General features: G+C 67.4%; 13 protein-coding genes. 10 read left to right on the plus strand and 3 right to left on the minus strand.

Annotated features, from left to right (window positions below):
- Window positions 1–8 precede the first annotated feature (8 nt).
- Together ACZ4VT_RS16435 and ACZ4VT_RS16440 are read left to right on the plus strand one after the other, a co-directional pair.
- Complete coding sequence (locus ACZ4VT_RS16435) at window positions 9–1,658, plus strand: outer membrane protein assembly factor BamB family protein (protein ID WP_467950170.1); 1,650 nt, start codon at window positions 9–11, stop codon at window positions 1,656–1,658.
- 42 nt (window positions 1,659–1,700) lie between these two features.
- Window positions 1,701–2,528 (plus strand): DUF8017 domain-containing protein, encoded by an 828-nt coding sequence (locus tag ACZ4VT_RS16440; RefSeq protein WP_467950172.1) that lies wholly within the window; start codon window positions 1,701–1,703, stop codon window positions 2,526–2,528.
- A 1,191-nt stretch (window positions 2,529–3,719) separates the two neighbouring features.
- Here ACZ4VT_RS16440 and ACZ4VT_RS16445 read toward each other — a convergent pair.
- Together ACZ4VT_RS16445 and ACZ4VT_RS16450 are read right to left on the minus strand one after the other, a co-directional pair.
- On the minus strand, window positions 3,720–6,800 hold the full coding sequence (locus ACZ4VT_RS16445; protein ID WP_467950174.1) for an N-6 DNA methylase: 3,081 nt from the start codon (window positions 6,798–6,800) through the stop codon (window positions 3,720–3,722).
- A gap of 129 nt (window positions 6,801–6,929) precedes the next feature.
- Window positions 6,930–7,412 carry an NUDIX domain-containing protein gene (locus ACZ4VT_RS16450; protein WP_467950176.1) on the minus strand — a complete coding sequence of 161 codons (483 nt, stop codon included), beginning with the start codon at window positions 7,410–7,412 and terminating at the stop codon, window positions 6,930–6,932.
- Window positions 7,413–8,440: 1,028 nt separating this feature from the next.
- On the opposite strand from ACZ4VT_RS16450, the gene ACZ4VT_RS16455 reads away from it, so the two are divergent.
- The 8 genes from ACZ4VT_RS16455 to ACZ4VT_RS16490 all read left to right on the plus strand — a co-directional run bounded on the left by ACZ4VT_RS16455 (window position 8,441) and on the right by ACZ4VT_RS16490 (window position 15,970).
- A complete protein-coding gene (locus tag ACZ4VT_RS16455; RefSeq protein ID WP_467950178.1) occupies window positions 8,441–8,944 on the plus strand; it encodes a hypothetical protein in 504 nt (167 codons plus the stop codon).
- 168 nt (window positions 8,945–9,112) lie between these two features.
- The gene (locus ACZ4VT_RS16460) at window positions 9,113–9,772 is read left to right on the plus strand and encodes an HAD-IA family hydrolase (RefSeq protein ID WP_467950180.1); all 660 of its coding nucleotides are present in this window, start codon (window positions 9,113–9,115) and stop codon (window positions 9,770–9,772) included.
- Between the two features lie 89 nt (window positions 9,773–9,861).
- Entirely contained in the window at window positions 9,862–11,064 is a 1,203-nt protein-coding gene (locus ACZ4VT_RS16465; RefSeq protein WP_467950182.1) for a helix-turn-helix domain-containing protein, read from the plus strand.
- A 193-nt stretch (window positions 11,065–11,257) separates the two neighbouring features.
- On the plus strand, window positions 11,258–11,701 hold the full coding sequence (locus ACZ4VT_RS16470; RefSeq protein WP_467950185.1) for a recombinase family protein: 444 nt from the start codon (window positions 11,258–11,260) through the stop codon (window positions 11,699–11,701).
- A 156-nt stretch (window positions 11,702–11,857) separates the two neighbouring features.
- Window positions 11,858–12,979: a sugar-transfer associated ATP-grasp domain-containing protein gene (locus ACZ4VT_RS16475; protein WP_467950187.1), complete on the plus strand. Its 1,122-nt coding sequence runs from the start codon at window positions 11,858–11,860 to the stop codon at window positions 12,977–12,979.
- A 13-nt stretch (window positions 12,980–12,992) separates the two neighbouring features.
- Complete coding sequence (locus ACZ4VT_RS16480; RefSeq protein ID WP_467950190.1) at window positions 12,993–13,898, plus strand: hypothetical protein; 906 nt, start codon at window positions 12,993–12,995, stop codon at window positions 13,896–13,898.
- 78 nt (window positions 13,899–13,976) lie between these two features.
- Window positions 13,977–15,353, plus strand: a complete 1,377-nt coding sequence (gene cysS / locus ACZ4VT_RS16485) for a cysteine--tRNA ligase (RefSeq protein ID WP_467950192.1) — start codon at window positions 13,977–13,979, stop codon at window positions 15,351–15,353.
- On the plus strand, window positions 15,350–15,970 hold the full coding sequence (locus tag ACZ4VT_RS16490; RefSeq protein ID WP_467950194.1) for a 2OG-Fe(II) oxygenase: 621 nt from the start codon (window positions 15,350–15,352) through the stop codon (window positions 15,968–15,970). The genes cysS and ACZ4VT_RS16490 overlap by 4 nt, the downstream gene beginning before the upstream one ends.
- A gap of 121 nt (window positions 15,971–16,091) precedes the next feature.
- Here ACZ4VT_RS16490 and ACZ4VT_RS16495 read toward each other — a convergent pair whose 3' ends face one another.
- Window positions 16,092–16,964 carry a plasmid replication/partition related protein gene (locus ACZ4VT_RS16495; RefSeq protein ID WP_467950196.1) on the minus strand — a complete coding sequence of 291 codons (873 nt, stop codon included), beginning with the start codon at window positions 16,962–16,964 and terminating at the stop codon, window positions 16,092–16,094.
- Window positions 16,965–17,065: the final 101 nt, after the last annotated feature.

A 17,065-nucleotide genomic window follows, 5' to 3' on the forward strand; every position in this document is an offset into this window, starting at 1 on the left:
CTCTCCCCATGAGCGATGAGCAGTGGCGCGGCGGCTTCGGACCCGCGCCCGAACCGTTCGAACCGCAGCCGCGGCCGCAGTCGCCCGCGGAGGCACAGCCACAGCCCCCGGCGCAGCCACTGCCCCCGGCGCCGGCACAGCCACAACCGGCCCCGGCACAGCCACAATCGCCCCCGGCGCCCGGCGGACCCGCGGGTGGCGCCCCCTCGGGCGGCGGCGGCCGCGGCGGCAGGTTCAAGGGCCGGCCGGCCGCCCTGACGGCACTGGCCGTGGCCGTCCTGCTCACCGTCGGCGGCGGCGTGTACCTCGCCGTCGGCGGCGGCCGCGGCGAGCCGTCCGACGCCAAGCCCTCGGCCTCGCCCTCGATCGACAAGGGCGACGGCAAGGGCCCCGGCGTCGGCCCCGACACCTACGACCCCAACGCCGGCATCCAGCCCGGTGAGGCCAAGGTCTGGCTGCGCGACAACCAGATCGAGGTCGCCGGCTCGGGGGCCTCCCAGTACGGCCCGTGGCGGGTGGGCGACGTGGTGGTCAAGGCGCTGGCCACCGAGTTCACCGCGTACGGGGCGGCCGACGGCCAGGACAAGTGGAAGATCCCGCTCCCGACCCGGCTGTGCGCGGTTCCGCCGGCTCCGACCGCGGACGGCAAGCTGGTCGTCGGGCTGAAGGAGAGCACCTCGGACAGCTCGCACTGCACGCACCTCCAGCTGCTCGACCTCGCCACGGGCAAGACCGGATGGAAGGTGGCGGTGCCGGCGGAGAACGCGTACGACTCCTCGACGGAGTTCGAGATCGCGATCAGCGGCGACACCGTGGCCCTCGCCCGGTCGGCGGTCATGAGCGGCTTCTCGGTCACCGACGGCAGGAAGCTCTTCGGCACGTCGAAGACGGAAGGCTGCACTGCGTCCGGGTTCGCCGGGGGATCCCGGCTGATCGGCCTGCGCAACTGCTTCGACCCGAAGGACGCCACCGCGCGCGGGCAGTCGATGGTCGAGGAGCTGGATCCGGCCACAGGCGCCTCCAAGTGGAACTACAAGTACGACAAGGGCTGGACCGTCGGCCGGGTGCTCTCCGTGGACCCCTTGGTGGTCACCGCGCACCACGAGGACCGCAAGACCTGGAACATCACGGCGTTCGCCGCCGACGGCAAGGTCCGCTCGCAGAGCGCCGCCGGATTCGGGGTCAGCGGCCGGTGCAACGGCTTCGGCAACGCGGGCGGGTTCCAGGAGTGCTACGCCGCCGTGGCCGAGGCCGACACCCTCTACGTCGGCGCGGGCAAGCCCGCCACCACCCTCGACACCGAGGACACCAACCAGGTCGTCGCCGTCGACCTGAACACGGGCAGGGAGCGGTGGCGCACCGCGGAGCAGCCCAAGGGCCGCACCATGTGGCCACTGGCGATCGAGGAGGGCCGGGTCCTCGTATACGTCGCCCCCGGCAGCGGCGCGGCGGCCTCGGTCGTCTCGCTGGCACCGGCGGACGGCGCCTCGCAGCCCGTCCTGCAGAGCCCGGCCGTGTCCGCCGGAGCCGCGAGCGTCTTCTTCTCCCACAGCGTCCGCACGACCTGGGCGGGCGGGCGGCTGTTCCTGCTCAACGGCCGGGTCTACGGCCCGGAACCCAAGAAGAAGAGCCGCGCGATCCTCTCGTTCGGCAAGTAGCGTCCGGCAGTCCCCGCAGTCCCGCACCCCCAGGAGGGGCACGTGCAGAACCCGTACCAACAGCCGAACCAGCCGGGCGCCCTGTACCAGCCGCCCCTCCCCCAGCCCCCGCAATCCCCGGAACTCCCGGAACCCCCGCGCAGGCGCACCAACCGGCTCATGATGGCGCTCACGGCGCTGATGGCCGTCGGGGCCATCGCCGCGGTGACCGCCGTCATCATGACCAGGGACGATCAGGACGGCCCCCCGGACCCCTCGAAACCGCTCGTCGCGGGCTGGAAGACGGTGGTCAACCCCAAGTACGGCACCTCGTTCGACGTCCCGCCGGACTGGGAGGTCCTCTCCCCCGACGTCTTCAGCGGCCACGGGGACGACAAGGACCCGGACAAGATCCTCATCGGACACACGGCGCCCGCCTTCTACAAGTCCGAGTGGTGCAGCATCGACGCCAACGGCGACGGCGTGGTCTCCGACTTCCCGCTCGGCAGCGTCGGCACCAAGGGGGCCGAAGGCGCCAAGGACACCACCGAGATCGCCGAGAAGAACGCCCCGACCTGGGTCTACGCCGCCTTCACCCAGCCCGACAAGAGCGTCGTGAAGTGGGACAAGCCCGTCGAGTACACGACGAAGACCGGCCTCAAGGGCACCTACGTCAAAGCCCGCTCCCAGGGCGCCAAACAACCCAACCGCTGCGCCGGCGACGGCCAGGCGATCGTCTTCGGCTTCAAGAACTCCGAAGGCGCCTTCGCGGCCTGGGACTTCTACGGCCGCACCGGCGTCCCGGGCGCCATCCCCGACTCCCTGATCATGCGCATCCTCAGCACGGTCCGCCTCACACCCCCCACAGCCACCCCCACCCCCACCCCATGACCCAGGACGACGCCTACTGATCGTCGCCAACCGAGGCAAGGTGCCGCCTCAGCCCGGCGACGATCCCCTCATCACCCCCCTCCCCCGGCACGGCTTCGCCGACGGTCACGCCGCTCAGGGTGCCGAAGGCGCAACCGGGCCCGACCATCGCCGCAGACACGTATCACGAGGCTGACGCCCGAGATCAGCGTTCCAGGAGGGCGGTTACGGGTGGTCAGCATGCCCATCTGTTGATCGCTCTTCGCAGTGGACTACCTCCCGGGGCAGAACCTCCGAGCGAACTGGAGGAGTTCCGATCGGCGGACACACTCCGCCAGAAGGGACACCCATAGGGAAGTTCGCCGTCGTCCGGGTCATTGCCATGCTCGCCACAACGGCCACGCTGGCCGTCTTACCGCCCGCCGAGGCGCACGCCGGCGCCATCGGCTCAACGCCCGTCGCCGGCTTCGACTAGCAAGTCGGCGGTAGCACCATGACCATTCCGACAGCTGCACTTCACCCACGTCGTCCGCGGCGACGGCAAGAAGACCACCCACCAGAACGCCGACGTCGACTGCGGCTTCGTCGGAGCCCTCAACGCAGGCTTCTGCTACTGGCGCATCGACTTCACCTACGCGGACACCAACAACAAGATCTACCGCACTTCACCCGGAAAATCGCACACCGAGTGCGAGATCCACCCGATGCGCGACAACCAGCCCCAGACGCTTCCCCGCTACGGCAAGGCATGCGTACATCGACTGGGGCGCCATCATCGCCCCCCTGGCCGTCGGCGGGCTCGCCCGCTGGGCCCGGCAGTCCCACAGGACGAGGAAGCACACCGCCCTCAGGTAAGACCCCACGCCGACATGCCGAACATGTCCAGGTGGCAGAAATAGCAAAAGCCCCAGGTCACGGCGAGTGAGTCCTGGGGCTTCTACAGAGCCGCCTTCGGGATTCGAACCCGAGACCTACGCATTACGAGGCCCCACAAGATCATCCCGACTGGTGCCGGGCCGTGCCACAGAATCCTGTTTCCCCACGTCAGCGAGGCAGAGCCTGGCCCCCGCGTGCCGCCCAATCCACCCCGTGCCACCCCGTCCGCTCACGCACCGCTCACGCAAAACGAGCCAGCTGCAGACCCGTGCCCCCTCCCTTACTGCCCTCCATAGGCAGGAAAGGGAGGCGAACGATTGGCATGCGGGGCCCACCTCAGCCGAGCAGTTCCGTGACCAGTTGATCAAGTTCCTCGGCGTCGGGGGAGGTAAGAAGGAAGTCGCGCAAGGTGCGCCGGATCTTGATGTAGCTGCTGTCCCCGTCGAACTTCAGCTCCGCGATCCGCAACGCTTCCGCCTCCCCCAGCTCGGCAATCCGGACATGCTTGGCGTCCAACGGGTCGAAGTCTGGGATGGGCAGTTCCCACACAGCCTTGTCGATGTGCCGCTCGTCCTTGCCATAGGACATCAGCGGGCGCACGGCTTCCGTGAGGCGTGGGGCGTTGAGTAGCGCAAGGAGGTACATGCCCTCCTGCCGGGTGGCAACCGCAGCCCAGTAGAGGACGTGCTCAATAATCGCGTTTGGGTCATCCACCAGCGCGGCGGACACGTGCATTCCGGATGCGCCGTACACCACCCGCAGGGGCGCGCCGGGGAGCTGCTCGGTCAGTTTCTTCCGAAAGTTGAGCTGCTCGGTCAGGGAGAGCCGTTCGCTGGAGCGGTTGTCATCCCAGAGCCGTTCTGCGTCGCGCCACCATTTCGCCAGGTCTGGGTATCGGTCGAGGTGGTCATGCTCACCGTCCATGAGGGTCTTCGTCCCCTCGATGGGCAAAACGGCCTTATCGGCACCCAGGACCCGATAGGGGACGACGTGCTCGCCGAGCAAAACGGGCCGGACGAACTGCTTCTCGACCGATCCTTCCCGGTCGGGGAGTTCCTTCCAGGGCTTCTTCTCCAGATTGCTCCGCTGAGAGCGGACTGAGACTCGACCGCCTCCGAGGCCGAGCGAATTGGCAGCCTGTTCCTTGACGAAGAAGAGGACCTTTGGGACGACGGTTGCCCCTTGCCCGAACCGGTTCCGGTAGGGCGAGCTGATTAGACCTTCCTTGGGGTAGCGCAGCTCACCTGGCTTCCGGGTGATCCAGCCCTTTGCTTGTTCCCAGCGAGCGGCGCTCTTGGAGATCTTCCCGGTCCAGATCTCGGTCTGCTTGGATAGTGCGACGGCGCTATTGCCTTGCTGTCCGATGGCAAGGGGTCGCCGTCTGCCGAAGACGACGGCTGCAGCACGGGGAAAGAAGTGCGGGCGCAGTCGGCGCAGGTCCCAGGAGCTAGTGAAGTTGACCTTGACAGGGTGGTCGGGGTCAGCCCAATCTCCGCTCCGGAAGCCGGCCCAGTAGGGGCGGTCCAGGACCGGGTTGGGGACGACGAAGGCGAACGTGCCTTCTTCGCGCAGATACTGCTGGACCGCGCGGGCGATGAACAGGCCAGATAGGTCCTGGTGGGTGGCGACCTCGAAGCCGCTCCACAGACCACGGGCCTGCATCATCTCCTTGAAGGTCTTCTGCATGTCGGCCGACATGTGCCGATAGGAGAGCCAGGGCGGATTGCCGATGAGAACGTCTACGCGGTTTTCAGCGCGCGACAGCCACATGGGGCGGGCCAGGTTGCGGACGTAGTAGGACCAGATGTGGTTGCGGCCCTCGTCGACGAGGTCGCACAGAACGCGGAAGTTCTCGGTCAGTTCGTCCCGGTCGTCCGCGTCTGTGACTCCATGCCGGTTGAAGACGGCCTGGAGGGAGGGCAACTTGCCTTGGGCCCGGTGCGGGTCGGCCGCCTTGTCGGCGAGCTCGTTGACGATCGCGTCGAAACGACTGGCGTCCTGCAGCAAGGCTTCGGAGAAGCGCAGTTCATTGGTGAAGAGCTGGCTGCCTGTGCCGGTCTGGATGACGAGGTGGCCGTGGTCGATGAGGTCAGTACGCTGCCCCCACTGGACGCTGTCGCCCAGGTAAACGGGGACGCTTATTGAGCCGCGCTCCTCGGAAGTGAGCGTCTCGCGGCCGATGGCGAGGAGGTACGTGACGCGGGCGAGCGCCACCGCGACAGGGTGGAGATCGATACCAGCAACATGGTCGTGCAGGCCGTCCAATGCTTCGCGCAAGGGCAACCCGGCGTCCTGCGCGGCGGCCAGGTAGCGTCGGACGCCGTGGAAGAGGAACGTGCCAGAACCACACGACGGGTCCATGATCCGCTGGTTCAGCGGATCGGAGACAGCCTCGGCCACCGTCGCTTCCGCAAGCCAGTCCGGCGTGTAGTACTCCCCTTGCTTCTTACGGGTCTCGGCGGTGATCACCGACTCGTACAGGACCTTCAACACATCGTGCTCGACCCTTGACCAGTCAAAGCCGGCGAGGCGACGAGACAGATCTTGGACAAAGCCCCCGCCGCCCTCTGTCTCCAGCGGCCAGCCAAAGAAGTCCGACTCGACCACACCTGAGATCCTCGCCTGCGCGAACAGCTGACCGTAGACCAATGAGGCGGGTGAGGTGTCCTTCACATCGATGCCCATCACCGCGTGGGCGATGATCGAGGCCGTGTTCACCAGCAGCGTGTGCTCGATGAACAGATCGTCGCTGTCCTCGAACTGGGCTCCTAGGGCGTCGCGAAGCAGACGCGCCCACAGATCGCGCTTCAACCGGACGGTCGGCAGACTCTTGTTCTCCTCGTACAACGCGGCCAGGACCGCCTTGTCGATGGAGTGGGCGACGCTGTCCGCTCCAAGGCGGGTCGCAATGGCATCTGGCGTGGGTGCCGCGCCCTCGGACGTCGCTAGGACGCCTTCGAGCCAACGGACCAGGTCCAGAGCGTTGCCGTTGCGCTCCCGCGCATCGAGACGGTTCACTTCATTCAGCTCATTGTTGACCAGCGCGTAGGCGCGCCATTCAGCTCCGTCGGTGAGGATGCCGACGTGACGCCGCTCGCGCTGCTCTGTCCGGGCCCGCACGTACTTCGCCAGTTGCTCGACCGCGTCCTTGCGGATCTTTGGGCGGCTGATGTCCTTCTTGACCTCGATGACGGTCGCACCCATCTCGATGTCGATCCGGTGACCCGTGCCACCGCCCACTTGCGCTTCCAGTACGGGAGTCAGGAGATCCTGCTCACCGAGATTCAGGTCCGCATCCAGCAGGAACTGGCGGATGTCCGCCTGCAGTGTCGCTTCAGCGCGGACAGCCTTGCGCTCGATGACCCGCTTGAACACGGTCTCGAGCGCGGTAGGCGAAGGAGGGACGGAGAGCGTCACAGCGAGAGCTCCAAGAGCATCAAGGCGTATGGGACAACGAGGGGACATCTGGTCCCGTTGACCATTGTCGGGCAGGTGGTGCGTGTCGGGACAGTCCTTGCCGAGCGAACCAGCACTGTCACCTTTGGTTCAGCGCACTGCTCGCGGTGCCAGCCCGTGCTCCAGGTATGCAGTCACACCGTTAGCACGGGCCTCGACGCCAGCAGAGATACGGCGTACGAGGCGAGGAATAGTGTGTTCCAACAGTGCTCCGACGCCGTGGAAGGCATAGCCGCGGAGTTCGTCGGCCTGTAGGGCGATGTGCTGGCATTCGTCTACGGTGAGGCGGCCCCCGTCGAATAGGTAGAGGACCTTGTCTCCCTCTCCCGGACTCGGTGCCCAATCCACGACGAGCAGGCGACCGATAGTGGGCTTGATGCCCAGCTCCTCGTGAACTTCGCGCACGCAGGCTTGCAGAGGCGACTCGCCCCGCTCGACGTAACCACCGGGGATGTCTCGGTAGTCCTTGTAGGAGGGCTCGACGAGCAGGACTCGATCAGCTTCGTCGAAGAAGAGAGCGCCGGCGGCCATGCGGGGGTGGGCCATCTTCGCTTCGTGCTCGTTCTCGCTCACGGATTCGACTCTAGCCGCCAGCGACGATGTGGAGCCTTCGGGCCATGTCGGCCCCGGGATGGGACGGCCGGCCTCCGTACCGTGAATCCAGCCGATGACCAGATCTCGGCTCATGTAGTGGTGGGGTCTTGCTTCCGACGCCAGCGTGAATGGACGGCCCGTCCGTATATTGACGCCCACCAGCCTGGATGTCTTTCTTGCTGCTGAAGCCCTGTTGCATGAGCCGGAAGTATTCCTCCCGCTACCGCCGCAACTTCATTGGCCCGTGAGCCTTGCGAACCTTCCGGATATCGAAGCCCATCGCAGCCCCTGCGCTTGTGGGTTGCGACAGCCACTAGACCCAAGGCGATGTGGCGGGGGCTCTACTGCTCAGGGCTCACTTACTCGGACAATTGCGCTTGTCGTGCCCGTGGTAGTGGCACACGCTGCACTCCCCAGCGTTGGGAGAGACGTCGCACGTCCGTTTGTCGTGCCCTCCCTCACCGCACCAAGAGCAAGTGCGGGTCCCGCTCGCGCTCATCTTTGTCCTCCGTCTTGTCCGTGGCTAGCCGCCCTCGTGCGGGGAGTCTAACGCCGCGAACCGGTTAGTTTGGCGTTTTGTCAGACTGCCGAGGATCCTGACCTTCCACTTCCGTGCGGGTGGCCCCTGATGTTCGAACAGTCTTAAGTTCCTGACGAGTTGGGCGCTGCGCGGTGAGACCCAGATCCTCCCCGGCCGTTCGGGAGGCTTCTCCTTGTAGCGGCGGGAGTTGGCGCTCTCGTAGGGCGTTTTGGACCTGGTTCGCAACTGGCCGGCCAACCCGCAACTGGGCCGTATGATCACCCGGCCATACCTCACGGAGACGGGAGCACCACGCGTCGTGACTGATAGCCGAGCCTTCGGGGAGCGCGCCGGGCGTCTGTTGGCCGCCACCTTCATCTGCGTACTGGCGGCCAGCTGCGCTGGAAAGGCTACTGGCGGTTCCTTGGGCAAGGGGGGCAGCGCTGGAGTGCCCGCCCCAGCCATGAGCAGCCCTGCGGCCCTGGTCATGTATCCGAAGCTGTTGGAGGCCGCGATCCCCAGGGGGATCAACATGCCACGGGGGCTGGAGGAGCGCAGCACGCACAGCTGGGACATGTCGAATCCCGCCATCTGCCAGTCCAACGGCTGGCGAGAAGAGATGTGCGCCGAGGGCATCGCGGTGGCTGCGGGCGGTGCCACCGATTACCGCACGCAGAACGTCATCGTTCAGATGATCTCGTTCAACGACGTGGCCGCAGCCGAGGGCTTCTTCAAGGGGACGGGCACGGAGGACGATCTCGGCGCCAACCCTCCGGGAGACGCCATCGACGGCTACGCGCTGCCGCCTGGAGACGCCGGGTGGACGGGCCGTGGAATCACTGTGCGGCAAGGCTCGGTCATCGCGAAAGTCGAGTACGCCTGGACTCCGGGCGGTGAGGTGCCGGACCGGCTCATGAGCATCACCAGGATGGTGGTGGACCGCGTAAAGCAGGCCCAGAGCGGCAAGAATCCGACAGCCTCGCTGCGCTGAGTAGCGGCTGCTCTCGGGGCAGGGCTCAGCCTTGATCACTCCTGGGAGGGGATCGACCGTACGTGGCCGAAGAGCGGCACCCCGGACGGTAGGGCCTCCCCGTACGGTCCGTGGCTCCTGCGCGGTAGCGTCCTCTGTGAGACCAATCGCGGAAGGGACGGTCACTGGATGCCGCACAGCACTAGCAGCGCCGGACGTGAACAACTCGGCCTGATCCTCGACTTTGCCGGCGTGCTCACAGCCAGCCCTCTCGCTGTCCACCGTGCGTGGTGCGCATCCGAAGGGCTGGCGCCGGAAGCCTGGCGCAGCACTCTCAACGACGACCCAGAAGGCCGGCGTCTGTACGCGGCCCTGGAGGTCGGGGAGATAGGTCAGGCGGAGTGGAACGAGGGGACTGCCCCTCTGCTGGGTGCGCACGTGGACCCGGTGAACCTGATGGGCCGGGCGTGGGCCGGAGTGCCCGCGGCTCGCCGGATGGCTGCCCTCGCCCGTGCGGCACGGGCGGCTGGTCATCGGGTCGCCCTGCTGTCCAACAGCTTCGGCCTTGACCCGTTCAACCCGTACGAACACGTCGGTATCTGGGATCTGTTCGATGTGCACGTCGTCTCCGAGTTGGTCGGCATGGCTAAGCCTGATCCGGCGATCTACCGGCTGACCTTGGACCGCATCGGTCTGCCGGCCGAGCGGTGTGTGTTCGTGGACGATCACGCTGTGAACCTTCCGCCGGCCGCAGAGCTGGGCATCACTACCGTCCACGCCACCGGTGAGGACGAGGCCGTTGCGGAGCTTGAGGCCCTTCTGGGCGTCAGTGCGGTCCTCGCCGCGTGACCGCAACTTCCGGCTGATCAAGGGCTGTCGGCCCCACCGCTCCTGCCAGTACCGTCCGTATGAGGCCAATCACACGGAGGTGCTGGAGCATGCAGTGGTCGGAGTACACCACCTCTGAACGGTTGAAGACGCTGCGCGGCGGGATGACGCAAGAGCAGTTAGCGGAGGCTGCCGCCGTGTCCGTGGGCGTGGTCCGCAAGCTGGAACGTGGCGGTACCGCGTCGCTCCCGTCGCTGCTGTCCATCGCCGACGCCCTCGGCACGGACATCGCCGTACTCCTCGGCCAGCAGGCACCCCGCCGGTCCATGGACCGCGATGAGCGGGCCGCGCTTCGGATGGTGTCCGCGGCTACCCATGACGCCGCCATTGGCATCCCCGCCGACGTCGAGCCGGGCACCGTTGAGGAGCTGCGCGCAGCCGTCCGCCGGGCGGACGAGGCCTACTGGGCAGGCCGGTACACCGAGCTCGGGACGCTCCTGGGCCAGCTCCTCCCCGAAGCGAAGGCCCGCTTCGATGCCGCCGACCACGCTGAGCGGGAGGCCGCTGGCGGTGTCTTGATCGACACCTTCCAGACGGCGGGCATGGCCGCCAACGTGCTGGGCTCCCGCGATCTGGCTTACGCGGCGCTGACGTACGGCCGTCAGATCGCTGTGCAGGCCGGGGACGACCTCCGCGACGCCCATCTGGCCGCCACGACGGCGTGGGTCAACCTGCGCGATGGCCGCACCACGCAGGGGTTCGCCCTTGCCGCAGCGCAGGCCGACCGGATCGAGCCCAAGATGAGCGAGCACGACCCCGACCGGCTGAGCGTGTACGGGCAGCTCGTCACGAACGCCGCCGTGGCCGCATCCCGAGGTGGTGCGAGCGCGGACAGCGCCCGCGAGTACCTCTCCCAGGCCCACGCCGTGGCCGCCCGCATAGGGGATGAGCACGCCCGCGGTGACCACGCCCAGCCTTACGGGCCCATGTACGCCGCCACACAGGCCATGAGCATCGCCGTGGCCCTCGGCGACACCTCCGGCGCGCTGCGCCTCATGGACACCGTCCGCTTGGACGGCTCCGTGCCGCTGGCCACCCGCGCCCGCTATGGCTTGGACGTTGCCCTCACCCACGTGGAGTGCCGTCGCTGGGATGCTGCCGCCGACACCCTCGAAGCCGTCTGCACGATGGCCCCCGGCTGGGTGCGCCATCAGATGCTCCCTGGCGTCATCATCGGCCGGCTCGCCGGAGTTTCCGTCGGGCGTCTCCGCGGTCTCGCCAGCGTCGCCGGGGTCCCCCTCGGGGTGCGCTGACCCGAGACCCGACTGCCACGCCCCGTAGCAGTCGGCAGGCCGCCACCTGCCTGACTGCTACGGGGCGTTGCACATGCTCGACAGCCGGACCCCCCACTGCCACGCTCCGTGGCACCGAAACCCGGCACGGACTGTCGGCGCTGCCACGGGCCGTGTCTGGGCCCGCGTGCCGGTACGCAGCAGCCTTATGGGCATGCCGAACAACCCGATCGGCGGCCTCGGGCACGTACCCGTCGCCGTTTACGCTTGCGCTCCCACCGCTGTCGCCGTCCGAGACGGTGAGAGACGCTGCCGCCACTACGCCGGCGCCCGGCACTGGCACGTTGCCGGTGCGTGGTCCGATCTCGACCCGGCGGTGCCTCTTGACGAGCGCCCCGGTTGGCAGGCCATAGCGTCCGCCCTGTCCACCGGAATGATCCGGGGAATCATCGTGGGCGCCTCCTCCCATGTCGCTGCGGACGCGGCCCAGTTCGCCGGCCTCGGAGTTCTCATCCGCGACAGGGGTGGATTCCTCGTGCACGCCGCCGACACCCTGCCCCGCCGCACCCCCGGCGAGCTGCAGCGCCGCCGCGACATCACCGACGCCTCCTCGGGGTGGTCCCCGTGGGGCGACACGCCACAGGCAGACACCTCGTGAACGCCGGGCGCCTCTGGTCGACCGCGGCCGGCGACATCGGGCCTGCCCGATGAAGCAGTACTTAGCGGTCTTGGCCTACGTCATCACTGTCACCGCCCTGGTCCTTGCCCTGGCCATCGCCGGAACCCCGGACTACTGAGACATCGGAGGAGCGACATGACCCGCACTGCCAACCGTGGCTTCAACCACCGGCAGGCGATGAGCGAGGAGTGGTTCCGCACCCGGGTTCTTCCCCGTGTATCCGGCCTACGGTTCCTCCCCTACCAGGTACGGCAGATGAGCCGCGAGCACCTCCCCACGATGCTGCGCGACAGCGGCCGGAAGAGCATGGCCCGTATCGCCGGGGATCTGGTGATGGTCTCCGCGCGTTGGCGCTGTCTGCCCTTCCACTACTTCCGCTACGGCGGGTACCGGCGGGAGGTGTCTTCCGAGCGGGCGTGTGCGTACCTGCCGGAGACCGCCTTGTTCCACCGCCTCCTTCCCCGCGTGAACCGGGACACCATCGACCTGGACGACAAGGTGGTCTGCAAGAAGATTCTTGCTTCCGCCGGCATCCCGCAGCCCCCACTGATCGCGAGCGGTAACGGCCGTGCAGGCGTCACCTCCGAGGGCGATGAGGTTTCGCTGGAGGCCGTCCTCGATCACGCTTCCGGCTCCGGGCGCGTGGTGGTCAAGCCCTCCCGCTACTCCAGCGGCGGCTCCGGAGTCGTGATCGTGCGGCCCGGCGAGGACGGCTTCGATCTCGCGGTCTACGCGCAGCGGTGGGGCACCTGGCTGGTCGAGCACCACGTACCGCAGCACCACGACCTGGACGTGCTTAACCCGTACGCGCTCAACACCTTCCGGGTCATCACCCTGCTGACCGAGGGCACCGCCAAGGTGCTGTACACGATGCTGAAGCTCGGCGGCGTCGACAGCACGACGGACAACTCGGCCGACGGCGGCTTGCAGATCCGGGTGCACTCCGACGGGGCACTGGACCGCCACGGCTACGACCGGTACCTCAACGCCCAGACGCGCCACCAGGCCAGCACCGTGCCGTTCGCCGGCCACAAGGTCTCCCACATCGGCGAGGTCCGCGAGCTGGCTGCCCGCTGCGCCCGCCTGTTCCCGCAGGTCCCCTTCATCGGCTGGGACATCGCAGTCACTCCGGGGGGCCCGGTTGTCATCGAGGGGAACAGCAGCCCTTCGCTCGCACACATCCAGCGCACCCATGGCGGTGTCGCTCCGGATCTCGTCCCGGCGCTCCGCGCCGTGATGGATCGCCCGATCATCTGACAAGGGAGTTCTCGTGGAAGACCTGAAAATGCAGGCCCGCGCCGCAGCCGCCGGCCTCCTCGACACCCTCCAGTCCATGCCCGAGATCCAAGCGCTCTACGTCCTCTCCTCCTCTGCCGACGCGCCCAACAACGTCACACGGTTCAGCACCGACTCCGACTTCGACCTCGCCGTCGTCCTCGACGTCCCGCTCAAGGAGGACGAGTGGAGGCCCTCCCCGGCGGACACGTACGCCCTGGTCCGCGAACGGCTCCCCGCCTGGGTCCCCGAGTTCAGCTTCTACCTGCCGGTTCCCTGGGGGCGCATGGAGGTCAACGTCCACCAGCTCCTGTTCCGGTACGAGGCCGACCCGCGCACGACGTGGAACAGCGACAAGTGCGACGCCTACGCGAACAAGGGCGAACCGCTGCTCGACCGCGAGAACGCCTTCGAGGCGCTGATCCTCCGCAAGACAAAAGAGCAGCTCTGGCGGCTGGAGGGCGAGACCCACCGGCTCCACAACCGGATCACCTGGGACGTGCGCGAGATCCCCCTGCGCATGGCGCGTCGCGTCGGGACACCCACCGGCCACTTCGTCCTGTCGGGCGCCCTGGACGAGATCGTGGACTGGCTGTACGCCCGCTCGGGCCGGCTGCTGCCGAACATGAAGTGGAAGCTCCACTCCCTCGGCGCACTGGGCCTGATCAGCACCGAGCAGGAAAACCTCCTGATCGAGGCCCAGCAGTGCGACCCCCTGTCGATGGTCGACCTGGAGCGCCGGTGCGAGGCCCTGGAGGCATTCTGCCGCTCGGCCGGAATGGACCTGAGCACCCGGGCCATCGAGACCGTGCGCAAGGCGTACCAGCGGGCCAACCACCACATCCTCGGGGAACACGCATCCGTCTTCGCTGACCGCCCCTTCCCCCGATTCGTCTCGTGAGGTGAGTACGACGATTCCAATTAGACGCTGTTGTCAGCACGTCAGTACGCTGCGTGATCCACGCACCCAGGAGGAACGATGGCGATCAAGGTCCACAACACACTGACCGGACGGACGGAGGATTTCCGCCCCGAGCGGGAGACCGAGGTGCGGATGTTCGTGTGCGGACCTACCGTCTACGGCCCCAGCCACGTCGGCCACGCGAAGACGTACACACAGTTCGACTTCATCGCCGCGTACCTGGAAGCGAGCGGCTACAAGGTCACCTACCTCCAGAACATCACCGACGTGGACGACAAGATCATCCGGCGTTCCCGGGAGGAGAACGTACCTCCGGAGGACATCGCGGCCCTGTTCGAGAAGCAGTACCTGGAGGACATGGCCGCCCTGGGGAACACCCGCGTCGACATCCACGCACGGGCCCACGACCACATCGACGCGATCGTGGACCAGGTCAAGAGGCTCATCGCCCGCGGCCACGCCTACCAGCTCGATGACGGCTGGTACTTCGACCTCGCCTCGTTCCCTGGATACGGCAAGCTCTCCGGCCGCACCGACCTGCGCCCCGAGGACTCGGTCTCGCGGATCGACGACCACTCCAAGAAGCGCAGCCCGGGCGACTTCGCTCTGTGGAAGGGACGCAAGGACGGCGAACCGTTCTGGGATACCGAACTGGGGCCGGGCCGACCGGGCTGGCACATCGAGGACACCGCGATCACGGAGACCTTCTTCGGGCCCTCCTACGACCTGCACGGCGGCGCCGTCGACCTCATCTTCCCCCACCACGAAGCCGAGGTGGCCCAGATGGAGGCCGCCTCCGGCATCGAGCCCCTGGCCCGCTACTGGATGCACACCGGTCTCCTGCGCGTCGACGGCGACAAGATGTCGAAGAGCACCGGGAACTTCCTCACCATCCGCGACGCGCTCGCCCGCACGGACTCCCGCACCCTGCGGTACGCGTTCCTCTCCCAGCACTACCGCTCCTCCATGGAGCTGAACGACTCCACGCTGGAGCAGGCCCGTGCGGCACGCCGGCGGATCGAGAACTTCGCCCGGACCATCGACCCCGCGCACACGGACAGCCCGGCGAACACCTCACGTGCGACCGACACATGGAAGGAGATGCGCGAGCACCTGGACGACGACTTCGACACCCCAGGCGCCCTCGCCGTCCTCTTCCAGTTCATCCGCGAGCAGAACCGCACGCAGGAACCGTCCGGGCCGGCCTCCCTGCGGCTGATCCAGGACGTCAACGACCTCTTCGGAACCTTCGACATCGCCGACGCCGACCAGGGCGACACCGCTGTCGACGACCTCGTCAAGGAACGCGACCGGCTTCGCGCAGCGAGGAACTTCGCCGAGGCCGACGCGATCCGCGACCAGCTCATCAAGCAGGGCATCACCCTCGAAGACTCGCCCGAAGGCACCCGCTGGTGGAAGGAAAAGACCCAATGACCTGGAAGAACCGGTTACCCCTTCTCGCAGAGAGCATCATCCCCCTCAGCCTCTGCGGCGCCCTGATGGACCACGTGAAGAGCGAGACCGCCCGGCCGCGCACCTTCCAGGGCGTCATCGACGAGACGCTGCGGAAGAGCGAGTACGTGGAGATCCCGCCGACGTTGGAGGAAGCGGTCATCTCCCACTGCGTCCCCTACATCCGCAACCACTTCCAGGCCGTTCCGAAGCGGATACCCACCCAGCCGGCGGTCGTCTACCGCTACGGTCCTGGCGTCGGGTTCGTGGCGCACCACGACGAGGTCACAGACGTCGAGCGCGAGCGGGCCCGGACCAACGGACAGCCGATCGTCGGAGGCGACCTCACCCTGCTCGTCTGGCTCAACACGCCGGACTCCTACGCCGGGGGCGAGCTGTTCTTCGAGAACCCCGCCCAGGAGATCAAGCCTCCCTGCGGCACCCTGGTCGCCTTCCCTGCCACCCGCGACCACATCCACGGCGTGCGACCGATCACGCGGGGAGAGCGCATCACCCTCGTCATCCGCACCGATGCCGAGAGCCTTGAGGGCCGCCGTACCGCGGCGATCACCGTCGAAGGCGTCGCGGCTCACCGCTGACTCGCCAGCAGCGATGTCTCGGCCAGGGCACGTGGACCCCGGTGGGAAATGACCCGGCCAGGACAGTGCAACAGCCTCGGGGCCAACGCGATTCTGCGTTGGCCCCGAGGCGTTAGCGGTGTCAGGCGGCCCTGGTGGTCAGGTGTGTGGCGAGTGCGTGTGCTTCTGGGGTGAGGCCGTCGAGGATCTCCTTGGCGTACGGGGTGCCGCGCCGGGCTGCGAGGTCGTGGACGATGGCCCAGTTCTCGGCGATCAGTTGCAAGGCCTGCTGTGTGCGGAGGATGGCCTCGTGCCGGTGGGCGCGGTGTTCCTCGGCGCGCTGGGCTGCTTGGTCCCAGGTGATTTCACCGCGTTCGGCGAGCTGGGTGAGGGCGGGTGCGGTGTCCCCGTCGGCGAGGCCGATGGCGTCGCATTCCTTGACCAGCTGCCGGAGCCGTTCCTCTTCGAGCCGCTGGTCCAGGGCGGTGATGGCGGCGTCGAGGGTAAGGAGACCCTCGACGACCTTTTCGATGAGGTCGGGGGCATGCTGCCGCAGGCGTTCGTGCTGGGCGAGGAGGGCTTCGATCCTGGCCTTGCGTTCGCGGGCTTGGTCGTAAGCGGCATCAAGGCCGAGCTTGCCGAGGCGTACTCGTTCGGCGAGGTCGGGGGCGTGCTTCAGTACGACGTTGGCGGCGGAGACACGGCTGCGGGTGATGTCGTGGAGCTTGGCCTGGGTCCGCAAGGAGTGTCCCGAAACGGAACACGCCATGGCAGTGAGCATGGCCTGCTGGCCCTTGCTGATGTGCCGGCGGACGACGTTGTTGCTGAAGATCAGGGCCGTGGGGTTGTTGCCGTCGTAGGTGGTGAAGCGGGGTTCGACGCCGGCGAGTTTGCAGGCGGCTAGGCGGTTACGGCCGTCGAGGAGAACGCCGTCTCGGTCGAGGGTGATCTCTTTGAGTTGGCCGTCGGTCTTGATGGACTCGGCGAGGTCGTGCAGTTCGCTTTCGGTGAGCATCGGGAAGGTGTCGGCGTAGGGGTGGATCTTCAGGGGGTGGCTCCTTGTCGGCTGGTGTTTCCGCGGGCCCGGGAGGTGCGGCGGGTGTGGGCTGAGGTCTG

The organism is Streptomyces sp. NPDC029164, assembly GCF_055563995.1.

What these genes read in the sequence shown, in the direction of transcription:
- cysS (WP_467950192.1), top strand. Translation starts at nt 13,977, where the DNA reads ATGGCGATCAAGGTCCACAACACACTGACCGGACGGACGGAGGATTTC.
- ACZ4VT_RS16435 (WP_467950170.1), top strand. Translation starts at nt 9, where the DNA reads ATGAGCGATGAGCAGTGGCGCGGCGGCTTCGGACCCGCGCCCGAACCG.
- ACZ4VT_RS16455 (WP_467950178.1), top strand. Translation starts at nt 8,441, where the DNA reads ATGTATCCGAAGCTGTTGGAGGCCGCGATCCCCAGGGGGATCAACATG.
- ACZ4VT_RS16465 (WP_467950182.1), top strand. Translation starts at nt 9,862, where the DNA reads ATGCAGTGGTCGGAGTACACCACCTCTGAACGGTTGAAGACGCTGCGC.
- ACZ4VT_RS16475 (WP_467950187.1), top strand. Translation starts at nt 11,858, where the DNA reads ATGACCCGCACTGCCAACCGTGGCTTCAACCACCGGCAGGCGATGAGC.
- ACZ4VT_RS16460 (WP_467950180.1), top strand. Translation starts at nt 9,113, where the DNA reads ATGCCGCACAGCACTAGCAGCGCCGGACGTGAACAACTCGGCCTGATC.
- ACZ4VT_RS16470 (WP_467950185.1), top strand. Translation starts at nt 11,258, where the DNA reads ATGCCGAACAACCCGATCGGCGGCCTCGGGCACGTACCCGTCGCCGTT.
- ACZ4VT_RS16495 (WP_467950196.1), bottom strand. Translation starts at nt 16,964, where the DNA reads ATGCTCACCGAAAGCGAACTGCACGACCTCGCCGAGTCCATCAAGACC.
- ACZ4VT_RS16490 (WP_467950194.1), top strand. Translation starts at nt 15,350, where the DNA reads ATGACCTGGAAGAACCGGTTACCCCTTCTCGCAGAGAGCATCATCCCC.